23 protein-coding genes are annotated in these 21,213 nt (G+C 65.7%); 12 read left to right on the plus strand and 11 right to left on the minus strand.

The genetic code is table 11. The annotated features are described in order from the left end of the window. The first annotated feature begins 1 nt into the window (after position 1). The 5 genes from EAE28_RS03510 (at position 2) to EAE28_RS03530 (ending at position 5,119) form a co-directional block, all read left to right on the plus strand. Complete coding sequence (locus tag EAE28_RS03510) at positions 2-958, plus strand: DUF2927 domain-containing protein (protein ID WP_127104421.1); 957 nt, start codon at positions 2-4, stop codon at positions 956-958. Between the two features lie 36 nt (positions 959-994). Further along, positions 995-2,122 carry an SPFH domain-containing protein gene (locus tag EAE28_RS03515; RefSeq protein WP_127104422.1) on the plus strand — a complete coding sequence of 376 codons (1,128 nt, stop codon included), beginning with the start codon at positions 995-997 and terminating at the stop codon, positions 2,120-2,122. A 6-nt stretch (positions 2,123-2,128) separates the two neighbouring features. Further along, entirely contained in the window at positions 2,129-3,250 is a 1,122-nt protein-coding gene (locus tag EAE28_RS03520) for a TFIIB-type zinc ribbon-containing protein (protein WP_127104423.1), read from the plus strand. Then, positions 3,250-3,687 carry a D-aminoacyl-tRNA deacylase gene (gene dtd, locus EAE28_RS03525; protein WP_127104424.1) on the plus strand — a complete coding sequence of 146 codons (438 nt, stop codon included), beginning with the start codon at positions 3,250-3,252 and terminating at the stop codon, positions 3,685-3,687. Before EAE28_RS03520 ends, dtd begins: the two co-directional genes overlap by 1 nt. 265 nt (positions 3,688-3,952) lie before the next feature. Beyond that, positions 3,953-5,119 carry a M24 family metallopeptidase gene (locus EAE28_RS03530; RefSeq protein WP_127104425.1) on the plus strand — a complete coding sequence of 389 codons (1,167 nt, stop codon included), beginning with the start codon at positions 3,953-3,955 and terminating at the stop codon, positions 5,117-5,119. A gap of 8 nt (positions 5,120-5,127) precedes the next feature. On the opposite strand, the gene EAE28_RS03535 is transcribed toward EAE28_RS03530, so the two are convergent. The 4 genes from EAE28_RS03535 to EAE28_RS03550 all read right to left on the minus strand — a co-directional run bounded on the left by EAE28_RS03535 (position 5,128) and on the right by EAE28_RS03550 (position 7,788). Beyond that, the gene (locus tag EAE28_RS03535; protein ID WP_246022250.1) at positions 5,128-6,153 is read right to left on the minus strand and encodes a diguanylate cyclase domain-containing protein; all 1,026 of its coding nucleotides are present in this window, start codon (positions 6,151-6,153) and stop codon (positions 5,128-5,130) included. Then, entirely contained in the window at positions 6,153-6,755 is a 603-nt protein-coding gene (locus tag EAE28_RS03540; protein WP_127104426.1) for a heme NO-binding domain-containing protein, read from the minus strand. The genes EAE28_RS03535 and EAE28_RS03540 overlap by 1 nt, the downstream gene beginning before the upstream one ends. A gap of 64 nt (positions 6,756-6,819) precedes the next feature. Beyond that, positions 6,820-7,506 (minus strand): HAD family hydrolase, encoded by a 687-nt coding sequence (locus tag EAE28_RS03545; protein ID WP_127104427.1) that lies wholly within the window; start codon positions 7,504-7,506, stop codon positions 6,820-6,822. A 3-nt stretch (positions 7,507-7,509) separates the two neighbouring features. Next, complete coding sequence (locus EAE28_RS03550; protein WP_164736542.1) at positions 7,510-7,788, minus strand: DUF3572 domain-containing protein; 279 nt, start codon at positions 7,786-7,788, stop codon at positions 7,510-7,512. 133 nt (positions 7,789-7,921) lie between these two features. Between EAE28_RS03550 and EAE28_RS03555 the strand changes: the two genes are divergently transcribed. Continuing rightward, positions 7,922-9,310 carry a diguanylate cyclase domain-containing protein gene (locus tag EAE28_RS03555; protein ID WP_127104429.1) on the plus strand — a complete coding sequence of 463 codons (1,389 nt, stop codon included), beginning with the start codon at positions 7,922-7,924 and terminating at the stop codon, positions 9,308-9,310. Positions 9,311-9,604: 294 nt separating this feature from the next. Here the strand turns inward: EAE28_RS03555 and EAE28_RS03560 are convergent, their stop codons facing one another. The 4 genes from EAE28_RS03560 to EAE28_RS03575 all read right to left on the minus strand — a co-directional run bounded on the left by EAE28_RS03560 (position 9,605) and on the right by EAE28_RS03575 (position 11,850). Continuing rightward, complete coding sequence (locus tag EAE28_RS03560) at positions 9,605-10,117, minus strand: periplasmic heavy metal sensor (protein ID WP_127104430.1); 513 nt, start codon at positions 10,115-10,117, stop codon at positions 9,605-9,607. 7 nt (positions 10,118-10,124) lie between these two features. Further along, entirely contained in the window at positions 10,125-10,544 is a 420-nt protein-coding gene (locus EAE28_RS03565; protein ID WP_127104431.1) for a hypothetical protein, read from the minus strand. Continuing rightward, complete coding sequence (locus tag EAE28_RS03570) at positions 10,541-11,134, minus strand: RNA polymerase sigma factor (protein WP_127104432.1); 594 nt, start codon at positions 11,132-11,134, stop codon at positions 10,541-10,543. The genes EAE28_RS03565 and EAE28_RS03570 overlap by 4 nt, the downstream gene beginning before the upstream one ends. Positions 11,135-11,238: 104 nt before the next feature. Next, entirely contained in the window at positions 11,239-11,850 is a 612-nt protein-coding gene (locus EAE28_RS03575; protein ID WP_127104433.1) for an EF-hand domain-containing protein, read from the minus strand. Positions 11,851-12,121: 271 nt separating this feature from the next. Between EAE28_RS03575 and EAE28_RS03580 the strand changes: the two genes are divergently transcribed. From EAE28_RS03580 to EAE28_RS03590, 3 genes are all read left to right on the plus strand, one after another. After that, the gene (locus tag EAE28_RS03580) at positions 12,122-12,520 is read left to right on the plus strand and encodes a DUF983 domain-containing protein (protein WP_127104434.1); all 399 of its coding nucleotides are present in this window, start codon (positions 12,122-12,124) and stop codon (positions 12,518-12,520) included. After that, positions 12,517-13,212 carry an NUDIX hydrolase gene (locus EAE28_RS03585; protein ID WP_127104435.1) on the plus strand — a complete coding sequence of 232 codons (696 nt, stop codon included), beginning with the start codon at positions 12,517-12,519 and terminating at the stop codon, positions 13,210-13,212. Before EAE28_RS03580 ends, EAE28_RS03585 begins: the two co-directional genes overlap by 4 nt. A 152-nt stretch (positions 13,213-13,364) precedes the next feature. Continuing rightward, positions 13,365-14,936: a VWA domain-containing protein gene (locus tag EAE28_RS03590; RefSeq protein ID WP_127104436.1), complete on the plus strand. Its 1,572-nt coding sequence runs from the start codon at positions 13,365-13,367 to the stop codon at positions 14,934-14,936. A gap of 104 nt (positions 14,937-15,040) precedes the next feature. Here the strand turns inward: EAE28_RS03590 and gltX are convergent, their stop codons facing one another. Beyond that, a complete protein-coding gene (gltX, locus tag EAE28_RS03595) occupies positions 15,041-16,366 on the minus strand; it encodes a glutamate--tRNA ligase (protein ID WP_164736543.1) in 1,326 nt (441 codons plus the stop codon). A gap of 219 nt (positions 16,367-16,585) precedes the next feature. Here gltX and EAE28_RS03600 point away from each other — a divergent pair, with 219 nt between their 5' ends. Beyond that, on the plus strand, positions 16,586-17,014 hold the full coding sequence (locus EAE28_RS03600) for a hypothetical protein (RefSeq protein WP_127104437.1): 429 nt from the start codon (positions 16,586-16,588) through the stop codon (positions 17,012-17,014). 244 nt (positions 17,015-17,258) lie between these two features. Here EAE28_RS03600 and EAE28_RS03605 read toward each other — a convergent pair whose 3' ends face one another. Next, positions 17,259-18,029 (minus strand): RlmE family RNA methyltransferase, encoded by a 771-nt coding sequence (locus tag EAE28_RS03605; protein WP_127104438.1) that lies wholly within the window; start codon positions 18,027-18,029, stop codon positions 17,259-17,261. A gap of 11 nt (positions 18,030-18,040) precedes the next feature. Then, entirely contained in the window at positions 18,041-19,192 is a 1,152-nt protein-coding gene (locus EAE28_RS03610; protein ID WP_127104439.1) for a Ppx/GppA phosphatase family protein, read from the minus strand. Between the two features lie 352 nt (positions 19,193-19,544). On the opposite strand from EAE28_RS03610, the gene EAE28_RS03615 reads away from it, so the two are divergent. Both EAE28_RS03615 and EAE28_RS03620 read left to right on the plus strand, forming a co-directional pair. Further along, positions 19,545-20,252: an outer membrane protein gene (locus EAE28_RS03615; RefSeq protein WP_127104440.1), complete on the plus strand. Its 708-nt coding sequence runs from the start codon at positions 19,545-19,547 to the stop codon at positions 20,250-20,252. Between the two features lie 179 nt (positions 20,253-20,431). Beyond that, on the plus strand, positions 20,432-21,091 hold the full coding sequence (locus tag EAE28_RS03620; protein WP_127104441.1) for an outer membrane protein: 660 nt from the start codon (positions 20,432-20,434) through the stop codon (positions 21,089-21,091). Positions 21,092-21,213 lie beyond the last annotated feature (122 nt).

The following is a 21,213-nucleotide window of genomic DNA, read 5'->3' on the forward strand; positions in this document are numbered from 1 at the left end:
CATGCGCATACCGGGCGACCTTTCGGTCCGCTCCCTCGCGGCGCTGGGGTTCAGCGCCGCGCTGACGGCTGGTTGCACGTCGCTCGGCGGCAGTGCGCCCAATCCGATGGCCGCCCCCGCGCCGGCCCGGCCCGCCGAGGTGCTGGCCATCGACCCGCAATCGGCCGACCTGCGCCGCTATTACACCGAAATCGAGACACAGCGCGTCTCGAACCGGATGATGCGCACCGATCCCGGCACCGACGACCTGCGGCTGACCGCCGGTCGGCTGGCTGAAACCTATATCGACGTCGCCCTGCGTGACGAGCATTCCGAGCGCGGCGCGGCCTCGGGCCGCTCCAGCGTGCTGCGTCGCTGGGCCGTGCCGGTGCGCTATTCGCTGGAGTTCGGCGCAACCACCAGCAGGGCCACCCGCGCGGCCGATTACCAGCACATCCGCGCGCTTGCCTCCCGGCTGGCGGCGGCCTCGGACCACCCGATCAGCGTTACCCCACTGGGCCAGACTGACGGCAATTTCCACGTGCTGATCCTGTCCGAAAGCGAACGGCAGGGGGCAGGCGACCGGCTGCGCGCCCTAATCCCCGGCATTGACGACGGCGCCGTGCGCCTGATCACCGACATGCCGCGCGAGACCTTCTGCATGGTGCTGGCCTTTGCCCGCGACGGGTCGGCCAATTATACCGAAGCCGTCGCCATCATCCGCGCCGAACACCCCGACCTGACCCGCCTCGCCTGCTATCACGAAGAACTGACCCAAGGGCTGGGGCTGGCGGCGGATTCCGACGGTGCGCGGCCGTCGATTTTCAACGATGATCAGGAATTCGCGCTGCTGACCGAGCAGGATCTGCTCTTGCTGCGCATCCACTACGACCCGCGCCTGACCCCCGGCATGACCGAGGCCCGGGCTCGCCGAACGATTTTTTCAATTGCCTCCGAGCTTGTGGCGGGTGCAAGTTGACCCCATCTTTTGATTAGATTTCTTAAGGAGTGACCCATGGTATTCAATTTCCTCAAGGGCCAGTTCATCGACGTCATCGAATGGCTGGACGACAGCCGCGATACACTCGTTTACCGATTTGAACGCTACGGCAACAACATCATGATGGGCGCCAAGCTGACGGTCCGTGAAGGACAGGCGGCCGTGTTCATCCACGAAGGCCAGATGGCCGACATCTTTGGTCCCGGCCTTTATGAGCTGGAAACCAACAACATGCCGATCATGACGGCGCTGCGCAGCTGGAGCCACGGCTTCAACTCGCCCTTCAAGTCCGAGGTGTATTTCGTCAACACCCGGCGCTTTCCGGGCCTGAAATGGGGCACGCAGAACCCGATCATGCTGCGCGACCCGGAATTCGGCGCGCTGCGCCTGCGGGCCTTTGGCAGCTATACGATCCGCGTGACCGATCCGTCCAAGTTCATGACCGAGATCGTCGGCACTGATGGCGAATTCACCCAGGACGAAATCTCGGGGCAGATCCGCAATATCGTTGTGCAGAAGGTCTCGCAATCGCTGGCGGCCTCGGGGATTCCGGCGCTGGACATGGCGGCGAACACGCAAGATCTGTCCAAGATCGTCGGCGAAGCGATCGAGCCGACGCTGACCGAATACGGCCTGTCGATGCCGGAACTCTACATCGAAAACATCTCGCTGCCGCCGGAAGTCGAGAAGGTGCTCGACCAGCGCTCGTCGATGGGGATCGTGGGCGATCTGAACAAATACACCCAGTTTTCGGCGGCTCAGGCGATGCAGCAGGCGGCCTCGGCCGGGGGCGACAACGCGATGGGTGCCGGTATGGGCATGGGGATGGGCATGGGCATGGCGCAATCCATGGCCAATGCGATGGCCGGAAACAATCAGGGCAACAGCCAGCCTGCCGCCGCTGCGCCGCCCCCGCCGCCGCCGCCCCCCGCCGCCGCGCAGTTCCACGTCGCGGTGAATGGCCAGACGACCGGGCCCTTCGGCACCGCGCAGCTGCAGCAGATGCTGGCACAGGGTCAGCTGACCCGTGACACGATGGTCTGGACGCAGGGCATGGCCGGCTGGGAAAAGGCCGGGGCCGTGCCGGCGCTGGCACAGGTGTTCGCCTCCATGCCGCCGCCCCCGCCGCCGCCCGCGGGGTAACGGGCCATGAGCGACGCAAGCCCCCCCGCCCCGCCCGTTGCGGGTGATGAACACCGTTTTCCGTGCGAAAATTGCGGCGCGCAGCTGCGGTTTTCGCCCGGCCAGCGACGGCTCACCTGCCAGTATTGCGGCCACGAACAGGACATCCCGCATTCCGAGGCCGAGCGCGATATCGCGCTCGAGACCATGGATCTGCGCGAGGCACTGGCCAATCACCTGCCCGCCGACGCGATCGAGGAACACCGCATCCTCAGCTGCTCGAACTGCGGCGCGCAGGTCGATTTCGACCCCGCGCAGCACGCTGCGCAATGCCCGTTCTGCGGCTCGCCGGTGGTGACGGACACCGGCACCCAACGCCAGATCAAACCCGCCGCCGTCCTGCCCTTCAAGCTGGCCGAGCGCGAGGCCCATGACGCGATGAAGTCATGGCTGGGGCGGCTGTGGTTCGCGCCCAACAAGCTCAAGGAATACGCGCGCTCGGACGGCTCGCGGCTGGACGGGCTCTATGTGCCCTATTGGTCCTTCGACAGCGACACCCGCTCGCGCTATACCGGCGAACGGGGCGACGCCTATTACGAAACCCGCACGGTGAACCGTAACGGCAAGATGGAAACCGAGCAGGTGCGCAAGATCCGCTGGCACCGCGTGTCAGGTCGGGTCGCGCGGCATTTCCACGATATGCTGATCATGGCTTCGCAATCGCTGCCACGCAAATACGTCCGCGCGCTTGAGCCGTGGATGCTGGGCGAACTGGCGCCCTATTCGCCGCAGTTCCTGTCCGGTTTCCGCGCCGAGGGGTACACGGTGCAACTGCCCGACGGGCATGTTCTGGCGGTCGGGCGCATGGATGAGGTGATCCGTCAGGACGTGCGCCGCGACATCGGCGGCGACGAGCAGCGGGTGCATTCCGTCGACACCGACCATCAGGACGAGCGGTTCAAGCACGTCCTCTTGCCGATCTGGATGGCGGCCTATCGCTATCGCGGTAAATCCTATCGGTTCGTGGTGAACGGCCAGACCGGCAAGGTGCAGGGCGAACGCCCGTGGTCCGCCTGGAAGATTACCGGCGCGGTGATCGTCGCGATCATCGTCGCGGGCGTCATCTTCTACGTGACGCAGAACCGCTGATGCGCGCGCTTGTACAACGGGTGACCGAGGCGTCGGTGTCGGTCGACGGGTCGGTGGTCGGGGCCTGCGGGCCGGGGTTGATGATCCTGATCTGCGCGATGCAGGGCGACGGGCCTGACAAGGCCCGCGCGCTAGCCGACAAGATCCTGAAACTGCGCATTTTCCGCGACGAGGCGGGCAAGACCAACCGCTCGCTGGCGGATGTGGGCGGCGGGGCGCTGGTGGTCAGCCAGTTCACGCTGGCGGCGGATACCTCACGCGGGAACCGGCCGGGGTTTTCCGCGGCCGCGCCGCCGGATGAAGGGCGCGCACTGTATGAGCTTTTCGCCGACAATCTCAGTGCGCAGGGCATCGTGGTGGGGCGCGGGGAGTTTGGCGCCGAGATGCAGTTAGCGCTGGTCAACGACGGGCCAATGACGATCTGGCTGGATCTGTAAAGCGGGGGGGTGTTTCGCCCTCGTCCCCCGCGCTGACGCGCAGGCTCCTCGGGCGACCCGCCGGGGGGGGCTGCCCCCCGGACCCCCAGGGATATTTGGCGAGCAAAGAGAGGCCAGCCGTCCGCGCCACGGTTAACACAAGGTTACCTCGGACAGGTAGGGCGTTGGATCTCTTGAGAAAACCCTGTTGTCCCATCGGGGGACATCGCGCCTTTGCGTCTGTTTCGCTGCCGTGCCATGCTTGGCACATCGACAGGAGGGCCCGATGGACGACAGTGATTTCACCCGCACCGAATACGACGCCCGGCTCGCCCAGACCCGCGCTGCCATGGCGAAGGCCGGGCTCGACTCGCTGATCGTGTCAGACCCGTCCAACATGGCCTGGCTGACCGGCTATGATGGCTGGTCCTTCTATGTCCACCAGGCGGTGATCATCGGCCCCGACGGCCCGCCGCTCTGGTGGGGCCGCAGCATGGACACCGCCGGGGCGCGGCGGACGGTGTGGATGGAGGCCGACCGGATCCACGGCTACGACGACACCTATGTCCAGAACCCGGCCAAGCATCCGATGGAAACGCTTTGCGCGCTGCTGGCCGATCTTGGCTGGGCGGCAGGCCGCGTGGGTGTCGAGATGGACAACTATTACTATTCCGCCAAAGCCCATGCCGTGCTGGCGCAGTCCCTGCGCCTGAGTGATGCAACCGGGTTGGTCAACTGGCAGCGCGCGGTGAAGTCCCCGGCCGAGATCACCCGGCTGCGCCGCGCTGCCCGGATCGTCGAAGCGATGCACCACCGCATCGTCGAGGTTGCCGAGCCGGGGCTGGCCAAGCACAAGCTAGTCGCCGAGATCCTGCACGCCGGGGCGATCGGCGCGGACGGGCATTGGGGCGATTACCCGGCGATCGTGCCGATGACCCCGTCCGGCATGGACGCCACCGCACCGCATCTGACCTGGGACGACCGGCCGATGCAGCGCGGCGAGGCGCATTTCTTTGAGATCGCCGGGGTTTACCGGCGCTATCACTGCCCGCAATCGCGCACCTTGTTCTTCGGCGAGCCGCCCGCGACCTACCGGCGCGCAGAAGAAGCGGTGCAGGAGGCGACAAGCGCCGCGCTGGCCGTCGCACGCCCGGGTGCGCTGTGTGAGGACGTCGCCGAGGCGTTCAACAGCACGCTCAACGCGCGCGGGTTTCACAAGGACAGCCGCGTCGGCTATTCCATCGGGCTGAGCTACCCGCCGGACTGGGGTGAGCGCACCCTGTCGCTGCGCCGGGGCGACACGACCGAGTTGCGGCCCGGCATGGTGTTCCATTTCATGCCCGCGCTTTGGCTGGACGATGGCGGGATCGAAATCACCGAGCCGATCCTGATCACCGACAGCGGTGTCGAGCAACTGTGCACCCTGCCGGGAACGCTGTTCGTCAAAGGGTAGAGCGCGCCTTACCCCACGCGCGCCACGCTGAGCACCTCTTGCACGACACCGGATTCGCTGAACAAGGTCATCCGCGCGCGCCCTGCGCCCTTTGAGGCATAGAGTGCGCGGTCGGCCATCGCCAGAACCGACGCTGGCGCACAGGGGTGGGTCGGATCGGCGAAAACGGCACCGATGGAGAGGCTGATCCGACAGGGCGTGCCATGATAGTGGATGGGATCGCGCATCTCGTGGAAGATCCGCTCACCGACGCGCTGGACCGGCCCAAGATCCTGCACACCGGCCAGAAGCACGACGAACTCATCTCCGCCGATGCGCGCGACCAGATCCCCGATCCGTGCGCTGGCCCGGAGTTTCACCGCAATTTCGGCCAGAACATGGTCACCAGCCGCGTGGCCCAAGGTGTCATTGACCTGTTTGAAATGATCGAGGTCAATATGCAGCAGCGCGAACCCCTGCCCCGCATTCAGATACCGCTCCATCCTCGCCTCAAGCGCGCGCCGGTTGCCGAGGCCCGTCAGGACATCGGTCAACGCCTCTTCCTCGGCCCGGGCTTTCGCGCCTTTCAGCCGCGCTGCCATCTTGGTCACCTCACCCATGACCGCGGCCTTGGCCTCAGCCAAATAGAGCAGCTCGATCGCCAGATCGGTGGCGGCGAAATCGGTGGCCGACAGCCCGTGATCGCGCACGGCATCGCGCACCGCGTAGCCGAACGACAGATTGACCAAGGCCCCGTCTTGACCTTGAAGCGGCACAGCGACGCCCTTGAAACGGGTCCCCGGCGGCGCGCGCAGCGTCATCGACACGCGTTGTGCCTGAACCAGACGCAAAGCGCCCCCCGACCGGCGCGGTCGGCGCAGCGTGAACACGCTCTCAAGATCCTGCCCGATCACCCCGTCGCCCAGCAGTTTGCGCAGCGTCGGCCCGGCACCCCGGATCAGGCAATCGCTGTCCAGCCACAGGAACAGGGGCATCAGATCGCCCAACGTCGCGTCGCTGAACGCGTAGCCGGGCTGGCGCGCAGCGTCGTGCATCACCGCCCCTCGACGGCAAGGTCAAAACGGCGCCCGGCGTAATAGGCCGGATCATGAACCTCGATGGCGATCACCTCCTCCGTGCCCGAACCGGTGCCATGGTGCTCAAGCACCACCAGCGCCCCATAGTCATCGGCCAGTGCCCTGAGAGCGCCGACCAGAACATGGCCAAACCCCGGCCAGCCGTCGCGACATGCCAGCGAGAAACCACCGGTTTCAACTTCACTGATCGACAGTTCCGGCAGGCCCAGTTCGGGCACAGCCAGATGGCTGCGGCCCTGCAAGTCATCGAGCGAAAACAGAAAATCGGTGAAACTGACGCCGCCAAAGCGCAGCAGGCGGCGCAGGGGTTCCTGCCGTTCACCGGAAATCAGATAGGTGCCCAAGTCTTCAAGCAACGCATCGCGGGACCGTCGCAGCAACTGGGCGGCCGTTGCCAGCACGGTCACTGTCAGGCCGTCGTCATAGAGCTGCATCGCCTCGAATCCGTCGCTGCCCAGCACAGCGTCGGCACCTGATCGGTGGAGGATTTCTTCCCATGCATCCGCGCCGAATGCATCGCAGATGAACGCCTGCAGCGCCTTGTTGATAAGACCGTGCATCGCCGCCCCTTTGAGGTCACAGCGGCGACATTGCGGCAAACTCCCTAAGAAAGTGCAAACGCGTTCAAAGCAGCGCCAGAAGCTCTGGCAGATGGCCGATGTCAGGCCGCACCGCATCGGCCAGATCGGCCAGATCCGCCGCCGTGGCAACCCCGGTCAGTACCGCCAGCGTGGCCATGCCCGCAGCGCGACCGGCCTGCAAATCATGGCGCGAATCGCCCACCATCAGCACCGTCTGCGGGTCCAGATTGCAGGCGCGGGCAAAGGCCAGCAGCATGCCCGGCGCCGGCTTTCCGCCGTGACCGCTGTCGAATCCGGCCACAAAATCAAAGAGATCAAGCACATCGTGCAAATGGCTTCGCGCCACGGCTTCGAAATCATTCGTCGCTACGCCGAGCTGCAAACCCGCGTCGCGCAGGCGTTGGAGCAAGGGCCGCAGCGGCACCGCCTGCGCCAGAGGCGCGCTGGCCGCTGCCGAGGCGATCCGCGCCTCGAGCGTGTCGGCAGAGACCGCGAGGATCGGCGCGAGCAGTTCAGCCACCTCGCGCCCGGTACCCGCGATCACCGGCGACTCGGGCAGAAACCGACCGGACTCAAGGTCAAAGGCCATCGCCTGTGCCATCGCCCGCTCGCGCACCGGATCCCCCTGCGCAAGCTCGGCAATCAGCGCGCGCGCCCAGGCGCCCCAGGTTGCCTGGAAATCGAACAGCGTGCCGTCCTTGTCGAAAAGAATACCGCGAATTGTCTGCATCTGTCAGGTCCAGTGAAAATCGGCCCCGCCCGGCAGCGCTGAGCGCGCCTGCAGGGGCGTTTCGGGCGGGTAATCGAGAGCGGCGCAAGCATCGATCAGCAAAGCTTCGTCTGTCATCAGAAACTCGATCACCGCCAGCAAAAAGCCCGGATCGGTCAGGCGCCCGGCCAGCGTCGAGGGGCTTTCACCAGACCAGCTGAGAAAGCCGGTGATCCGGGCGTTATCATCAGCCAGCCAGGCTAGAACCTGAGCGGCAAAGGTTTCGGCGGATTGCCGCGTCATGGCCATGGCTGTGAGTGCCTTCGGGGAAGTGGAAAGAATTCATTAACTATTTGGGGCGTAAGATGAACAACGTCCGCGACCAAACAGGTTCAAGGGTAACGTGCCATGGACTGGCCGCGCAAGGTATAGGGTGATGACCGGTAGGATTCTCATCGTTGACGATCTGGCCACCAACCGGATCATTCTGAAAGTGAAACTGAACGCTGCATGCCACGAAACGTTGCTTGCCGCTACAGGGGCCGAGGCGCTTGAAATCGCGCATGCCCAACAGCCCAAGCTGATCTTGATGGACATGCAACTGCCTGACATGTCGGGCATCGATGTATGTCGCCGCCTGCGCGCGTCTCCCGCCACGCAGCATATCCCCGTGGTCATCGTGACCGGCATCAACGACCGGGCCAGCCGGTTGCAGGCGCTTGAGGCCGGGGTGGATGAATTTCTCGCCAAGCCGCTCAATGAGGTGATCTTGCTGGCGCGGATCCGCAGCCTTCTGCGCGCGCATCAGACCGAGACCGAATTGCGGCTGCGGTCGGAAACCTGGGGCGGGATGGATCTGGCCGAGGGAGAGACGGTGTTCGCGCTGCCGGGGCGGATCGGGCTGATCGCGGCGGAAACGGCGATCTCGATGGTGTGGCGCAGCGCCCTGTCCCCCTATCTGAGAGAACGGCTGATGGTGCTGTCTCCGGCCGCAGCGCTGGCCGACACCCCGCCGGGCGCCGCACCCGATTTCTATATGATTGCCAGTGATCTGGGCCGCTATGGATCGGGCCAGCGGCTGGTCTCGGATCTGCGGTCACGGACGACAAGCCGGCATTCGGCGATTGCACTGGTGCTGACGCAGGCCGATCCGGAAACGGCGGCGATGGCGCTGGATGTCGGCGCAAGCGATCTGTTCACCATGCCGATGGATCCGCAGGAAACCGCGCTGCGCATCAGCCTGCATGTGCAGCGCAAGCGCCGCGCCGACGGGTTGCGCAGTGCGGTCAGCACAGGGCTGAAAATGGCGATCACTGACCCGCTGACCGGGCTCTACAACCGTCGCTATGCACTGGCGCATCTGGACCGCATCGCCGCCGAGTCGCGCGAAACCGGGCGGCGCTTTGCCGTGATGGTGCTGGATCTGGACCGGTTCAAAGCGATCAACGATACCTATGGCCATGCCACGGGTGACGCCGTGCTGGAAACCGTCGCACGCCGATTGAGCGGGGCGCTGGACCCCGGCACGCTGCTCGCCCGGATCGGCGGAGAGGAGTTTCTGGTGGTGATCCCCACGGCAACCCTTGCCGACGCTCGCCATACCGCCGAAACGCTGTGCCAGGCGATCGGGGGCGCGCCGATCTCGCTGCCCGATGGACGTGGCAACATCACCGTGACCATCTCGGTCGGGCTGGCGATGTGCTCCAATCCGCCGCCCACACCGACGCGGTCCGCCGCGCGCGAGGCGCTTGCGCGGGCGGATGCAGCACTGATGGGGTCCAAAACCGACGGGCGCAATCAGGTGACCATCAATAGCGCGGCGTGACTAAGGGGCGTGAACGGCGCAGGATCCGGGCAACCGCAGGACCGCGACCTTTGGGGCTTTGCAGGGTTGCGGGCTGACCGGACCTATCGCCGGACCGACTGGGGCGGGGTGCAAAAGAGACCGCAGTGAAGGGGGAGCGCAGCCGCTTCAGCCGAATAGGGTTGTGCGGCCTTAGCCGTTACGCCTGTCAATCGGGGAGCGACATCGCCAGTTTTTCCCGCAGACCCAAAGCAACTGAACCGGAACAGCGAAACGGGGCCCGACAGGCCCCGCTCACACCGACCTGAGCAGAACTCACCGCCCGTGGCGCTGCAAACCTTCTTCGAACCGGTCCGCCATCGCGCGGCGTTGCTCTGGCGTCAACTGTGCAACCTGCGCTGCAAAGTCTGCATGCACGGCGTCCAGCCGACGCGCGCGCTCGTCGCGATCCCCGGCCATCACGGTGGCAAAAGCCTGCGGATCGAACGGATCAGCGCGCAGACCGGCGAGCATGCGGGCGTTCAGCTCGGCGTTGCGGGCGCGGCGCTCTTCGCGGCTGGGTCGATGGCCATGATCGCCCGGCATCCCCCGCTGGTTGACCGAGGCGCGCAGCGCATCGCGCGAGTCATCGGGCAGTGCCCACCAGAGCGCGCGCATATCGGGTTGGCCCGGCACAAAGCCATCCATCCGTGAGGCGCGCATCGCCCCGCCGACCAGCACGCCGACAACCAGCAGGTTAACCATCAACGACAGCACAAGCGCGATGCGCAGACCGCGTCCGGGTTTGCGCAGGCGCGGGGTCGCAGGGGGGGGTGTCAGATCGCTCATGATCGCCTCATTCGATATCGCCGTCGATCAGCGCCAGAAGGTCGCTGGCCGAGGTCGCCAATACATACGTCTCGGTTCCGTCCCATTCCGTCGCGGTGGGGCTGACACTGGCGGCAGTTTGCAGCACGGTACTGATCAGATCACCGGTCGATCCGGGCGCGGCAAAGCCGATCCAGACCCCCGCCAACCCGGCAGCGCCGACACCCGCCAGCGACGGCGCCCCGCCGAATTCCGCCAACGCGCTGCGCAAGCGGGCCAGCCAACCGGGTTTCGGCAGCACGAGGGCGCTCTGCGCGTCAAGCGATGCCGCAACGAGGCGGGCTGTGAAGGCCTCGGACAGGGCAGCAGGCGGCGCAGCGCGCGCCTGAGCAAACAGGGCGTCCAGGGCGGTGTCGTCAAATGGATCGTCTGAACGGTCAGTGCTCATCGGTCATACCCCAGTTCATCGCGTCGGCCCGCCAACAGCTGGGCAAGACGCCGTTTTCCGCGCGCGGTCAGGCTTTCGACAGCCTCGACCCCAAGTCCCATACTCACGCCGATGTCGGGATTGGTCATCCCTTCCAGATGGCGCAGCACCACCGCCACACGCTGGCGTTCGGGCAACAGCGCCAGTGCCTCGTCCAGCGCGCGCTTGCGGTCGTCGTCGATCATCGTTTCGACAGCACCGGGCGAAGGATCGTCGGGCTCGTCGATGGTATCCAGCCCCACCCCCCGCCTGCGCCGCAGCCGGTCGGTGGCCAGATTGACGGTCACCCGGTGCAACCATGTCGACGGTTGCGCGACGCCCGGTTCCCATTTCGGCGCGATCTTCCACAGCCGCAGCAAGGCTTCTTGCGTTACATCCTCGGCCTCGGCCTGATCCTGCAACAAGCGCTGCGCCAGCCGAAAGACCCGCGGCGACAGCCGGTCCACCAACAGCCGCGCCGCCAGTGCATCGCCCGTTGCATAACGGGCGAGCAGCGCGTCATCGCTGTCGGTCTCGGCTGCGGTCATCGTGAGGGCGGTGTCCCTTGGCATGGATCCGTCTGGCGCGTCGGGGCCGTGAGAGGGCGGTGAACGGGCCGGGTTCCCGCTGAGGGGTAACGCCCGGCCCGCCGGTTAGCAACTCAGATCAACGGATCTCAGTTGAAGCGCGGGCGCTGTGCCATCCAGTTCAGGAACTCCTGCGCCTGCCCCAGTTCGGTGGCGTCGATGCTGCCATCGTCGTTGCGGTCCATGCGGGCAAAGCTGCGCGAGGCCATGTCGCCGCCGCGCTCACCGCGCATCTCGCCGCGCTGGCCGCCACGCTGCCCGTCGCGCATCTCGCCCCGCCGACCGTGGTCGTCGTCGCCGCGCATGTGGTGGCCGCCCCAGCCGCCGTGGTCGCCGCGCATGCCGTGACGCTCACCATGGCCGCCCCGCATGCCGCCGCGGCTCTCACGGCGGGTGTCGCCCATCGCGGTCATGCCGGTGATCAGCTCGTCACGGGTCAGCGCGCCGTCGCCGTCAGCATCCGCCGCAGCAATCAGCGCATCGACGCGGGTGGCGGTCCGCTGAGCGCGCATTTCGCTGTGCAGCGTTGCGCTGTAGGCGGTCCATTCTTCAGCCGAGATGCCGCCGCTGCCATCGGCATCCGCAGCCGCGAAATCGAGCGTCGGCGGCGTCATGCCAGCCATCGGGCCACTCTGGGCAAAGCTTGCTGCCGGAACGGCGGCGATCAGCAGGGCGATAGCGGTGAGGGTCTTGGTGTTCATGGTTCTCTCCTATCGTGCGCCGCCGGAGGCATCCTTTGGCGCGTTGATACCTCTCTAACGGCGGGCGTCGGACATTCCGTCGCAGCGTTTCGCGTTATCCTGAACTTGACCTGTTTCTTTGCATGCACCATCTTGAGGGCAACACGGATCAACTGGCTTTGATGCCCCCCGCGTCGAAGGCTCGGTCCGTCCCTTCCGACATCGCTGCGGTGCCAGAAGACCCCGCACACGACTTTCTTTCATCGCCGCGACGCGGCAGAGAGGTTCCGCCATGACCATGATCGCCCAACCCATCGAAATGGTTGACGACCGCCCGTTGAAGCCTGCGCTGCGCAAGGGCTGGTCGGGGCGTTGCCCGGCCTGTGGCACCGGCAAGATCATGCGCGGCTATCTGAAGGTGGTCGACGAATGCCCCAATTGCGGTGAAGACCTGCATCACCAGCGCGCCGATGACGGCCCGGCCTATCTGACAATTCTGGTGGTCGGCAAATCCATCATGGCGCTGTATCTGGCGGTGTATCTGGCCTGGGGCCCCTCGCCCTGGGTGATGATCACCCTGTGCTGGACGCTGGCCTTGGCGCTGGCGCTGTATCTGCTGCCCCGGTTCAAGGGGGCACTGGTTGCGCTGCAATGGTCACGGCGCATGCATGGCTTTGGCAGCGACGCATGACGCTGGCCGCCGTCGCCTCGCCCCCGATACGGGACGCTGCCACCATCGTTCTGGTGCGCGATGCCGACACGGCGACGCCCCGCGTGTTGATGGGGCAGCGCGGGTCGGCTGCGGCCTTCATGCCGTCGAAATATGTGTTTCCGGGCGGTGCGGTCGATGCCGATGACCGGCTGGTTGCCCTGCCCGCTCCGTTGGCCGAGGTTGAACGCGCGCGACTGGCCGACCGGCCCGTCACCGCGACCGCCCCGGCGCCTGAGGCGATGACCGCCGCCGCGATCCGCGAGCTGTGGGAAGAGGCCGGTCTGATGCTGGGGCGTCCCGGCACATGGGAGGGCGACGTGCCCGCCGATTGGGCCGAGTTCGCCGCCGCCGGGCTGCGCCCGTCGGGCGATGCGTTGCGGTTCCTGTTTCGCGCGGTGACGCCGCCGGGCCGGCCGCGCCGCTTTGACGCGCGCTTCTTTCTGGCCCGGGCCGAGGATATCGCGGGCGACCCCGACGATTTCTCGCGCGCGACGGATGAATTGAGCCACCTGCACTGGATCGCCCTGTCCGAGGCGCGCTCACTCGACCTGCCGTTCATCACCGAGGTTGTGCTGGCTGAAGCCGAGGCGATCCTGCGCGAACAGCGTCAGGACAGCGTGCCGTTCTTTGACAACTCGGGCGCTGACTCGACATTCCGCCGCATCGCCTGATCTGTCCGCGTGGCGGATCGGCCCCCGAAAGGATGGCCCGGATGTTTTCGGCTCAGTTCGCCATAAATATTTGAACGATTTCCCGTCTTGGTTGCACTAACAAAAACGCTGTGTATCGTCAGCGTCGTTGTTTCAAGATCGGGATTCTTCATATGTCCAAGACCCTGCTGCGTTTCGCGGCTTCTTCGCTGGCCCTTGCCTGTGCGGTTTCGGCGCAGGCCCAAACCACCCCCATCACCCCCCGCACAATGATCGTCATGGATGGCTCGGGCTCGATGTGGGGCCAGATTGACGGCGTGCCCAAGCTGGAAATCGCCCGCTCGGTGGTGGGTGAGGTGCTGGCCGGGATGGCCCCTGATGCGACGCTGGGTCTGATCGGCTATGGCCACCGTCGCCGTGGCGATTGCTCGGACATCGAAGTGATGGTTGAACCCGCTGCCGGGACCGCCGGACAGATTTCGCAAGCCGTCAACGCCATGCGCTTTCAGGGCCGCACGCCGCTGACCGATGCGGTCCGCCGTGCCGCCGAGGCGCTGCGCTATTCCGAAGACCCCGCGACCGTGGTTCTGGTTACCGACGGGATCGAAACCTGCGAGGCTGACCCCTGTGCGCTGGGGCGCGAGCTGGAAGCCTCGGGCGTCAACTTCACCGCGCATGTGGTCGGCTTTGGGCTGAGCGCCGAGGAAGGCGCGCAGGTCGCCTGTCTGGCTGACGAAACCGGCGGGCAGTACTTTCAGGCCGATGACGCCGCCGCCCTCACCCGGGCGCTGACGCAAACGCTGGCCGCCCCCGCCGCCGCACCGGCGGTCGAGCCGGTGCCCGCGCCGGTTGTCGAACCCGCAGCTGCCCCACCCGCCCCCCTGCCCCTGCCCCCGGCCAGCCTGTCGGCCTCGCTGACCGCACCGGCGCAGAGCATTCTGACGGTCGAGGTGACCGGTCCGCTGAACCCGCTGGATTACATCGACATTATCGAAGAGGGCGGCACCCGCACCAATGCGGTGCCCAGCTACACCTATCTGCGCGACGGCCTGCCCGCGCAGATCCGCGTACCGGTCGCGCCGGGGCGCTACACCCTGCGCTATGTCGAAGAAGTCGAGGGGCGCGCACCGCGCATTCTGGCCTCGCAACCGCTGGAAGTGACCGAGCTGACCTATGCCCTGACCGCGCCCGAAATGGCGATGGCAGGCAGCATGCTGAGCATCGGCTGGACCGGCCCCAACGCGCAAGGCGACTATATCGACGTGATCGAGGCGGGCGCTACGCGGACCAACTCGGCGGCCGCGGATGACTACCTGACCGCCAACCCGCTGCCACTGATCCTGCCGCTGACACCGGGTGCCTACGAGATCCGCTATATCGCCGAAGGCCCTGAGGGCCGGGTGGTTGCGATGACCCGCCCACTGACCGTCACGCCGCCGATGGTCACCCTGACTGCGCCCGCGACGGTCGCGCCGGGGGCGGAGTTCAGCGTGCAATGGACAGGACCGGCAAACCCGCGCAGCTGGATCGACATCGTCATGCCGGGCAATGCCGAGTTCTCGGGCGAGCTGACCTATGCCTATCTCGACCCGGCCAGCCCGCAGGTCACGCTCTATGCGCCGACCGAGGCAGGCAGCTACGAGTTGCGGTTTGTGGCTGAGGATATGCGCATGAACCGGCAGATTCTGGCGCGGGTCCCCCTGAGCGTGGCGGCGGGCGCTGCGGCACCGTCGGACGGGAAGTAAATGAAGCGGGGGGCTGCTCGCCCCCCGGGCCTCCTCGCCAAAGGGGGCCACGGCCCCCTTTGGAAACCCCGTGGATATTTAGGGACAGATGATGCGCGCCCGGGTCAGCTGCGGCCGGGCGCTTTTTGCAACAAGGGCATCAGCGAGGCCATGTCAGGGCCGTGGTCCATGCCGGTGACGGCACGGCGCAAGGGCATGAACAGGCCCTTGCCCTTGCGGCCCGTGGCGGCTTTGACGGCGCCGGTCCAGTCGGACCAGCTGGTCGGGCCGTAAGGCGGCGGCGGCAGCAGGGTGAAGGCCTCGGCGATGAAGTCCGTGTCTTCCTCGGCGACCAACGGCTGCGCGCCGTCGCGGCAGAGCACCCACCAGGCGTCGACATCGGCCAGCGTGGTGACATTGGCCTTGGCCACGTCCCAGAAGGCCGGGGCGATATCAGCGGGCACGCCGCGGGCGGTCAGGTGATCGGCGACGGTTTCATACGGCAGCGCCTGCACGTGCTGGCGGGTCAGCGGCCAGAGGTCTTCGGCGTCGAATTTGGTGGGTGCGGCGCCGAACTGGCTGAGATCGAAACCCTCGGCGATTTCGTCAAGGTTGGCGCGCAGCTCAACCGGCTGCGACGAGCCGAGCCGGGCCATAAGCGAGAGCAGCGCCATGCGCTCGACGCCCTGCGCGCGCAGGTCGCGAAGGCTGAGCGTACCCAGACGTTTGGACAGCGCCTCGCCCTGCGGACCGGTCAGCAGGCTGTGGTGGGCGAAATCGGGCGGGGTGCCGCCGATCGCCTTGATGATCTGGATCTGCGTCGCGGTGTTGGTGACATGGTCGCCACCGCGCACGATATGCGTGACGCCCATATCGGTGTCATCTACCGACGAGGCGAAGGTATAGAGCACCTGCCCATCGGCACGGATCAGCACCGGGTCACTGACCGAGGCGGCATCGATGGAGATGTCGCCCAGAATACCGTCGGTCCATTCGATGCGCTCGAGGTCCAGTTGGAAGCGCCAGTACCCCTCGCGCCCTTCGGCGCGCAGCTTCTCGCGACCCGCCTCGTCCAGCGCCAGCGAGGCGCGGTCATAGACCGGCGGCTTGCCCATGTTGAGCTGTTTCTTGCGCTTGAGATCCAGCTCAGTCGGGGTCTCGAAGCACTCATAGAACTTGCCCGCCGCGCGCAGCTGGTCGGCAACCTCGGCATAGCGGTCCAGCCTTTCCGACTGCCGCTCGACCTGATCCCATTCCAGACCCAGCCACTCAAGATCGGTCTTGATCCCGTCGATGTACTCTTGCTTCGAGCGCTCGCGGTCGGTGTCATCCAGACGCAGGATGAACTTGCCGCCGGTCTTGCGGGCGATGAGGTAGTTGAACAGCGCCGTGCGCAGGTTGCCGATGTGCAGGTAGCCGGTGGGCGACGGGGCGAAACGGGTGACGGTCATGATATGCTCCTGTTGGCCGCTGTCTTGAACCAGCAGCCGCGATTTGTCCATATCGACGCCCGTTTCGCACTCTGCTTTGCGTGCAATCCCGTCAGTCGCGCCCGGCTTTCAGGATCCCTGCTACCAGCGCGCCCGGATCGGGGAAGCGCAGCGTGTGGTTGTGAGGATGGAGACCAGGAAGAACAGCCCCGGTTTTTCCGACGGCTGCGGGAGGGGCAGTTGAGCAAATCGCTGACGTCCGGCGCCTGGGGATGGTCGGTGCCATGGATAATGGCTCGCACCGATCGGGATGGTCACTTGACGGACGTATCGTTGCTCGTGAACGACACCGCAGCGAACTGGGCTGCGAAAAGGCGGCAGCAGATCGTTGAACGCCACGCCATTGCTGGGTACCTAGAGGTTCTGACTGGCGCGACATCGCAAACGCGCGGACACGCGACGGTCATTCCGGTCCATTCCTGCTGTTTTGCCTGCATACCCGAACTGACCGTTCCCATGCGTATACTGGACACGCATGATGTGCGCGTTGACGATTGCGATGACGAGATCATCGATCGCACTCTGTCGATGCAAACGAAACAAGAGCGCGCGGCGGGTATCGACGCGGCGACAGCTAGCAGGGGACCGGCGGGCTCCCTCCTCGGCTAACGGATCAAAGATCCATTCGCCTCGTTGGGCCGGGCGCGCCGCTGACGCGGCGCGCGAAGGGGCTTTCTGCCCCCTCTTTGCTGCGCAAATTCACCCCCGAGGATATTTCAAGACAGAAAATAGGGATCTGTTAACCAAGCCCATTTTCTGTCTGAAAATATCCACGGGGGAAGTCCAGAAGGGGGAGCGTGCTCCCCCTTTTTGGCGAGGGGGTTCGGGGGGCGAGCAGCCCCCCGACGCGCCGTCAGTCGTCGCTCTCGGTTACCGCCGGGGCATCGCGGAAACCCGTCGCGACCACGTATTTCTCTGACGAATCCGCACGGCTTGCCGGCGGCTTGACGTTCACCACCTTGGTAAACCGCTGCTTGAGCAGTTGTTGCAGCTCGCCCTCGGCCCCGCCGGCCAGCACTTTGGCGACAAAGGTACCGCCCGGGGCCAGGACGTCGAAGGCGAAATAGGCGGCGTGTTCGCACAAGGCCATGATACGGTTGTGGTCGGTCTGTTTGTGACCGGAAGCGGACGCGGCCATGTCGGACATGACCACATCGGCCTGCCCGTTAAGCCAGACCTTGACCTGCTCGTCTGCGCCGTCGGCCAGAAAGTCGAGCACATGGACCTCGGCCCCGGCGATCGGCTCGACTTCTTGCAGATCGACGCCCAGCAGGGTGCCCACCCGTTTACCCTGTTTCTCACCCAAGGCGTTCACGCGCGGCACGGCCACCTGCAGCCAGCCGCCGGGCGCGCAGCCCAGATCGACCACCCGCGCGCCGGGTACAAGGAAGCGGAACTTGTCATCCAGTTCCAGGATCTTGAACGCCGCGCGGCCGCGATAGCCCTCGCGTTGTGCGCGGCTGACGTAGGGGTCATTGAGCTGGCGCTCAAGCCAGCGCGTGGACGACAATTTGCGTCCCTTGGCCGTCTTGACCTTGACCTTGAGGTCGCGTTGCCCGCGCCCCGAGGTGTTCTTGCCACTTGGCGTTTTGGTACTTGGTGGTTTTCCGGGCGGTGTCGCCATCGTCTTTCCTTTCACAGCCCCGCCAGCACGCCGTCGTGGCTCATCTGTGCATAAAGCAACCCTTCGCGCAGGCCGCGGTCGGCGACCGACATAACATCGGTTGGCCAGACGCGCATCAGGGCCTGAAGGATCGCGGCGCCGGACATGATCAGCCCGTGCCGCTCGCGCCCGATGCGCGGGTCGGTGCGCCGGCCTTCGGGGCCAAGCGCGAGATAGTCGCGGATCACCCGGTCGATCTGCGCCGAGGTCATGGTCAGCCCGTCGACCTTGTTGCGGTCATAGCGCCGCAGCCCCAGATACGAGGCCGCGACCGTCGTCACCGTGCCCGAGGTGCCGATGATCTGGAAACCCTCGCGCGGGGCCGGGTTCTGGTAGGGCGAGAAATTGTGCAGCTGTTCCTCGAAATGCCAGCTCATCAGGGCAAAGCGTGCCGCGTCATCCTCGACATCGTTGAACTGCTCGCGCAGCGTCGCCACACCCAGCGGCACGCTGATCCAGTCGACCACCCGCGCCTGCCCCGGCAGGGGTGCTGCCAGCCCCTGCGCGGCGAAGCCCAGCTTGACGGTGAGGATGGAGGCGCGGCGCTCGGCCGGGGGCACATCCGACAGGTCAATCCAGACCAGTTCGGTCGAGCCGCCGCCGATGTCGATGACCAGAAGCTGCTCGGTTTCCCCCGCCACCAGCGGCGCGCAGGAGATCACCGCCAGCCGCGCTTCCTCCTCAGCCGGGATGATTTCCAGCCGCAGGCCGGTCTCACGCTGGATCTTGCGGATGAATTCGGCAGAATTGCGCGCGCGGCGGCAGGCCTCGGTCGCGACCAGCCGCATGCGGATGACGGCGTGTTCATCGAGCTTGCGGCGGCAGATGCGCAAGGCTTGTACGGTACGGGCCATCGGCACATGCCCCAGCCGCCCGGTGCTTTCCAGCCCGGTGCCGAGCTCAACCGCTCGGGAAAAACTGTCGACAACCTCAAACTGCGCGCCTTTGGGGCGTGCAATCAGCATGCGACAAGAGTTGGTTCCCAGATCGAGGGCGGCATAAAGCCCCCCATCACTGGGACCAGACTGGCGCTTTGGCTCGATTCCGGCCGGAGTCCGCGCGCGATTGGGCGGCCTCGACGATTGCGGATGCGCCGCCGCGCCTGCGGGACGCTCGGGCGTCATGTACGCCCTCCATTTCGTGTTACCGCTACTTTAGAGTGCGGCGGAAACCCACGCAAGCGCGTTCACGGTTTGCATCCGTCCTGCAACCGAGGTTCGCGGTTGCAGGAGCGCCCTGCGGTGTCGGCAACTTATCGCCAAGCGGGAAGACGCCGAAAATCGACGCACATCCTGGGCGCACAGCGGCGTGATTGGCTTTCGGTCGGCAGCAGGCGGATATTTCAGCTTAACGAAATCCGAGGCTCAGGGTGATTCGAACGCCCGGGCATCCCGAACAACGACGCGTGACACCTGCCCCCAACCTGCACGCCCGCCTTTTCAACCGGGCACCCCTTTTTCAACGGAGAGCGATACCATGACGCGTTTCATTCCATCCAGCATCGCCATCCCGGCCCTTTTGGCGGTTTTCTCCGCCGGAGCGGCGCTCGCATCGGGGCCAACGGAACCCGTCTATCAACCGCCGATGACGGTTGCTGCGCCCATTGCGACCTATGACTGGGGCGGCGCTTACGTGGGTGTAACGATCGCCAGCCCGACGGGCGACAATTTCTGGGCCGAGCGCAGCGTCGGTGGCACCGCAAACCCGGATGACTGGAGCGGCCACCCCTGGGGTGTGACTTTTGGCTACGACATGCAGAGCGGGCCGATGGTCTATGGCGCTGCGTTTGACTATTCCGGCTCGACGCTGGAAGCGCATGGCACAACCAGCGGCACCTTTGGCTGCAGCCTGAGCAACGACTGTTCGACCGAGGTCAGCGACGTTTACAATCTGCGGGGCCGCATTGGCCGGGCCTTTGACCGGACTCTGGTCTATGGGACACTCGGCTTTGCCAGCGGCGCCGCCACGGGCACGGCGACGGCGACAGCCGGCAGCGATCGCCTGAACGGCTGGGTCGCGGGCCTGGGCGTCGAACATGCCCTGACGAATTCGTTCTCGGTCAACCTCGAGTATCTTCACACCGATCTCGGCCGTCTGGAGTTGCCGGGCGGCGGCTGTTCCGCCGACTGCTTTACCGACGTCGCCTACGGACAAGTCCGACTGGGTGCGAACTTCCGCTTCTAACCAGACCGCTCTCACCGAATTCCGTGGCACGCCCCGTCCGGGGCGTGCCCGGTTATGTCCCTGCCGGGACACGCCTTTGCAAAATGCAACGAAAATGCACCGCGCACGGGCACAAATGGAACCAAGTGCGCCAGACCGCGTTGTCTGGTCAGCACATCAAGAAACGATTGGAATGAGCCATGAAAACCTTTGTCATCGCAGCCCTCACCTCTGTCGTCGGCACCGCTGCCCTGGCGTCGGGCCCCGTTGCTCCCGTCTATGAACCCCCTGTCACCATCGCTCCGGTTGCCTCGTATGACTGGTCCGGCGCGTATGCAGGTCTTGGCGTGACCTACGGTCGGGGCGATATGTCCACCGGTGTTGCCACGCCGAACTACCCCGACGTGCAAGGCGCGGGTCTGAGCGGGATCGCCGGTTACAACTGGCAGAACGGCAACATGGTCTATGGTGCGGAAATCGCGCTTGACGTATCGAACCGCGACGGCACCAACGATTGTGGTGTCGGCGGTACGCTGACCTGTACAAGCGCCTCTGACCATCAGGCCTCGATCCGTGGTCGTCTGGGCTATGCCATGGACCGCTCGCTGGTCTTCATGACCGCCGGCTACGGCACGGATTCGCGCAGTGTCGTTGTCGATAACGCCGGTGTCACCGTTGCGGGCGACGGCGCGCGCTTTGGCGGTGCCATGCTGGGTCTGGGCTATGAGCATGCCCTGTCCAACGACTGGACCGTTCGCGGCGACTACGAGCATTACTTCTATGGCGACGAGACCTTCGGCGCGACCACGGTCGACGGCGATCTGGATCTGGTGCGCTTCTCTCTGGTGCGCCGCTTCTGATCTGACGCTTCAGCGCTGACAACGGGCCCGCTCTCCGGCACAGGAGAGCGGGCCTTTTGCTGTTTTCCGCATCAAGATGCTGAGGATTTTTCACATCCCGACGGCTGGCCCCTGTCACGCAG

Source organism: Pararhodobacter zhoushanensis (assembly GCF_003990445.1).
Taxonomy (GTDB): domain Bacteria; phylum Pseudomonadota; class Alphaproteobacteria; order Rhodobacterales; family Rhodobacteraceae; genus Pararhodobacter; species Pararhodobacter zhoushanensis.

Coding starts and splice junctions, on each gene's coding strand:
- EAE28_RS03515 (WP_127104422.1), top strand. CDS start 995: ATGGTATTCAATTTCCTCAAGGGCCAGTTCATCGACGTCATCGAATGG.
- EAE28_RS03615 (WP_127104440.1), top strand. CDS start 19,545: ATGACGCGTTTCATTCCATCCAGCATCGCCATCCCGGCCCTTTTGGCG.
- EAE28_RS03555 (WP_127104429.1), top strand. CDS start 7,922: ATGACCGGTAGGATTCTCATCGTTGACGATCTGGCCACCAACCGGATC.
- gltX (WP_164736543.1), bottom strand. CDS start 16,366: ATGACCGTCACCCGTTTCGCCCCGTCGCCCACCGGCTACCTGCACATC.
- EAE28_RS03570 (WP_127104432.1), bottom strand. CDS start 11,134: ATGCCAAGGGACACCGCCCTCACGATGACCGCAGCCGAGACCGACAGC.
- EAE28_RS03560 (WP_127104430.1), bottom strand. CDS start 10,117: ATGAGCGATCTGACACCCCCCCCTGCGACCCCGCGCCTGCGCAAACCC.
- EAE28_RS03545 (WP_127104427.1), bottom strand. CDS start 7,506: ATGCAGACAATTCGCGGTATTCTTTTCGACAAGGACGGCACGCTGTTC.
- EAE28_RS03540 (WP_127104426.1), bottom strand. CDS start 6,755: ATGCACGGTCTTATCAACAAGGCGCTGCAGGCGTTCATCTGCGATGCA.
- EAE28_RS03620 (WP_127104441.1), top strand. CDS start 20,432: ATGAAAACCTTTGTCATCGCAGCCCTCACCTCTGTCGTCGGCACCGCT.
- EAE28_RS03510 (WP_127104421.1), top strand. CDS start 2: ATGCGCATACCGGGCGACCTTTCGGTCCGCTCCCTCGCGGCGCTGGGG.
- EAE28_RS03565 (WP_127104431.1), bottom strand. CDS start 10,544: ATGAGCACTGACCGTTCAGACGATCCATTTGACGACACCGCCCTGGAC.
- EAE28_RS03535 (WP_246022250.1), bottom strand. CDS start 6,153: ATGCACGACGCTGCGCGCCAGCCCGGCTACGCGTTCAGCGACGCGACG.
- EAE28_RS03610 (WP_127104439.1), bottom strand. CDS start 19,192: ATGACGCCCGAGCGTCCCGCAGGCGCGGCGGCGCATCCGCAATCGTCG.
- dtd (WP_127104424.1), top strand. CDS start 3,250: ATGCGCGCGCTTGTACAACGGGTGACCGAGGCGTCGGTGTCGGTCGAC.
- EAE28_RS03590 (WP_127104436.1), top strand. CDS start 13,365: ATGTCCAAGACCCTGCTGCGTTTCGCGGCTTCTTCGCTGGCCCTTGCC.
- EAE28_RS03605 (WP_127104438.1), bottom strand. CDS start 18,029: ATGGCGACACCGCCCGGAAAACCACCAAGTACCAAAACGCCAAGTGGC.
- EAE28_RS03585 (WP_127104435.1), top strand. CDS start 12,517: ATGACGCTGGCCGCCGTCGCCTCGCCCCCGATACGGGACGCTGCCACC.
- EAE28_RS03550 (WP_164736542.1), bottom strand. CDS start 7,788: ATGACGCGGCAATCCGCCGAAACCTTTGCCGCTCAGGTTCTAGCCTGG.
- EAE28_RS03575 (WP_127104433.1), bottom strand. CDS start 11,850: ATGAACACCAAGACCCTCACCGCTATCGCCCTGCTGATCGCCGCCGTT.
- EAE28_RS03520 (WP_127104423.1), top strand. CDS start 2,129: ATGAGCGACGCAAGCCCCCCCGCCCCGCCCGTTGCGGGTGATGAACAC.
- EAE28_RS03580 (WP_127104434.1), top strand. CDS start 12,122: ATGACCATGATCGCCCAACCCATCGAAATGGTTGACGACCGCCCGTTG.
- EAE28_RS03530 (WP_127104425.1), top strand. CDS start 3,953: ATGGACGACAGTGATTTCACCCGCACCGAATACGACGCCCGGCTCGCC.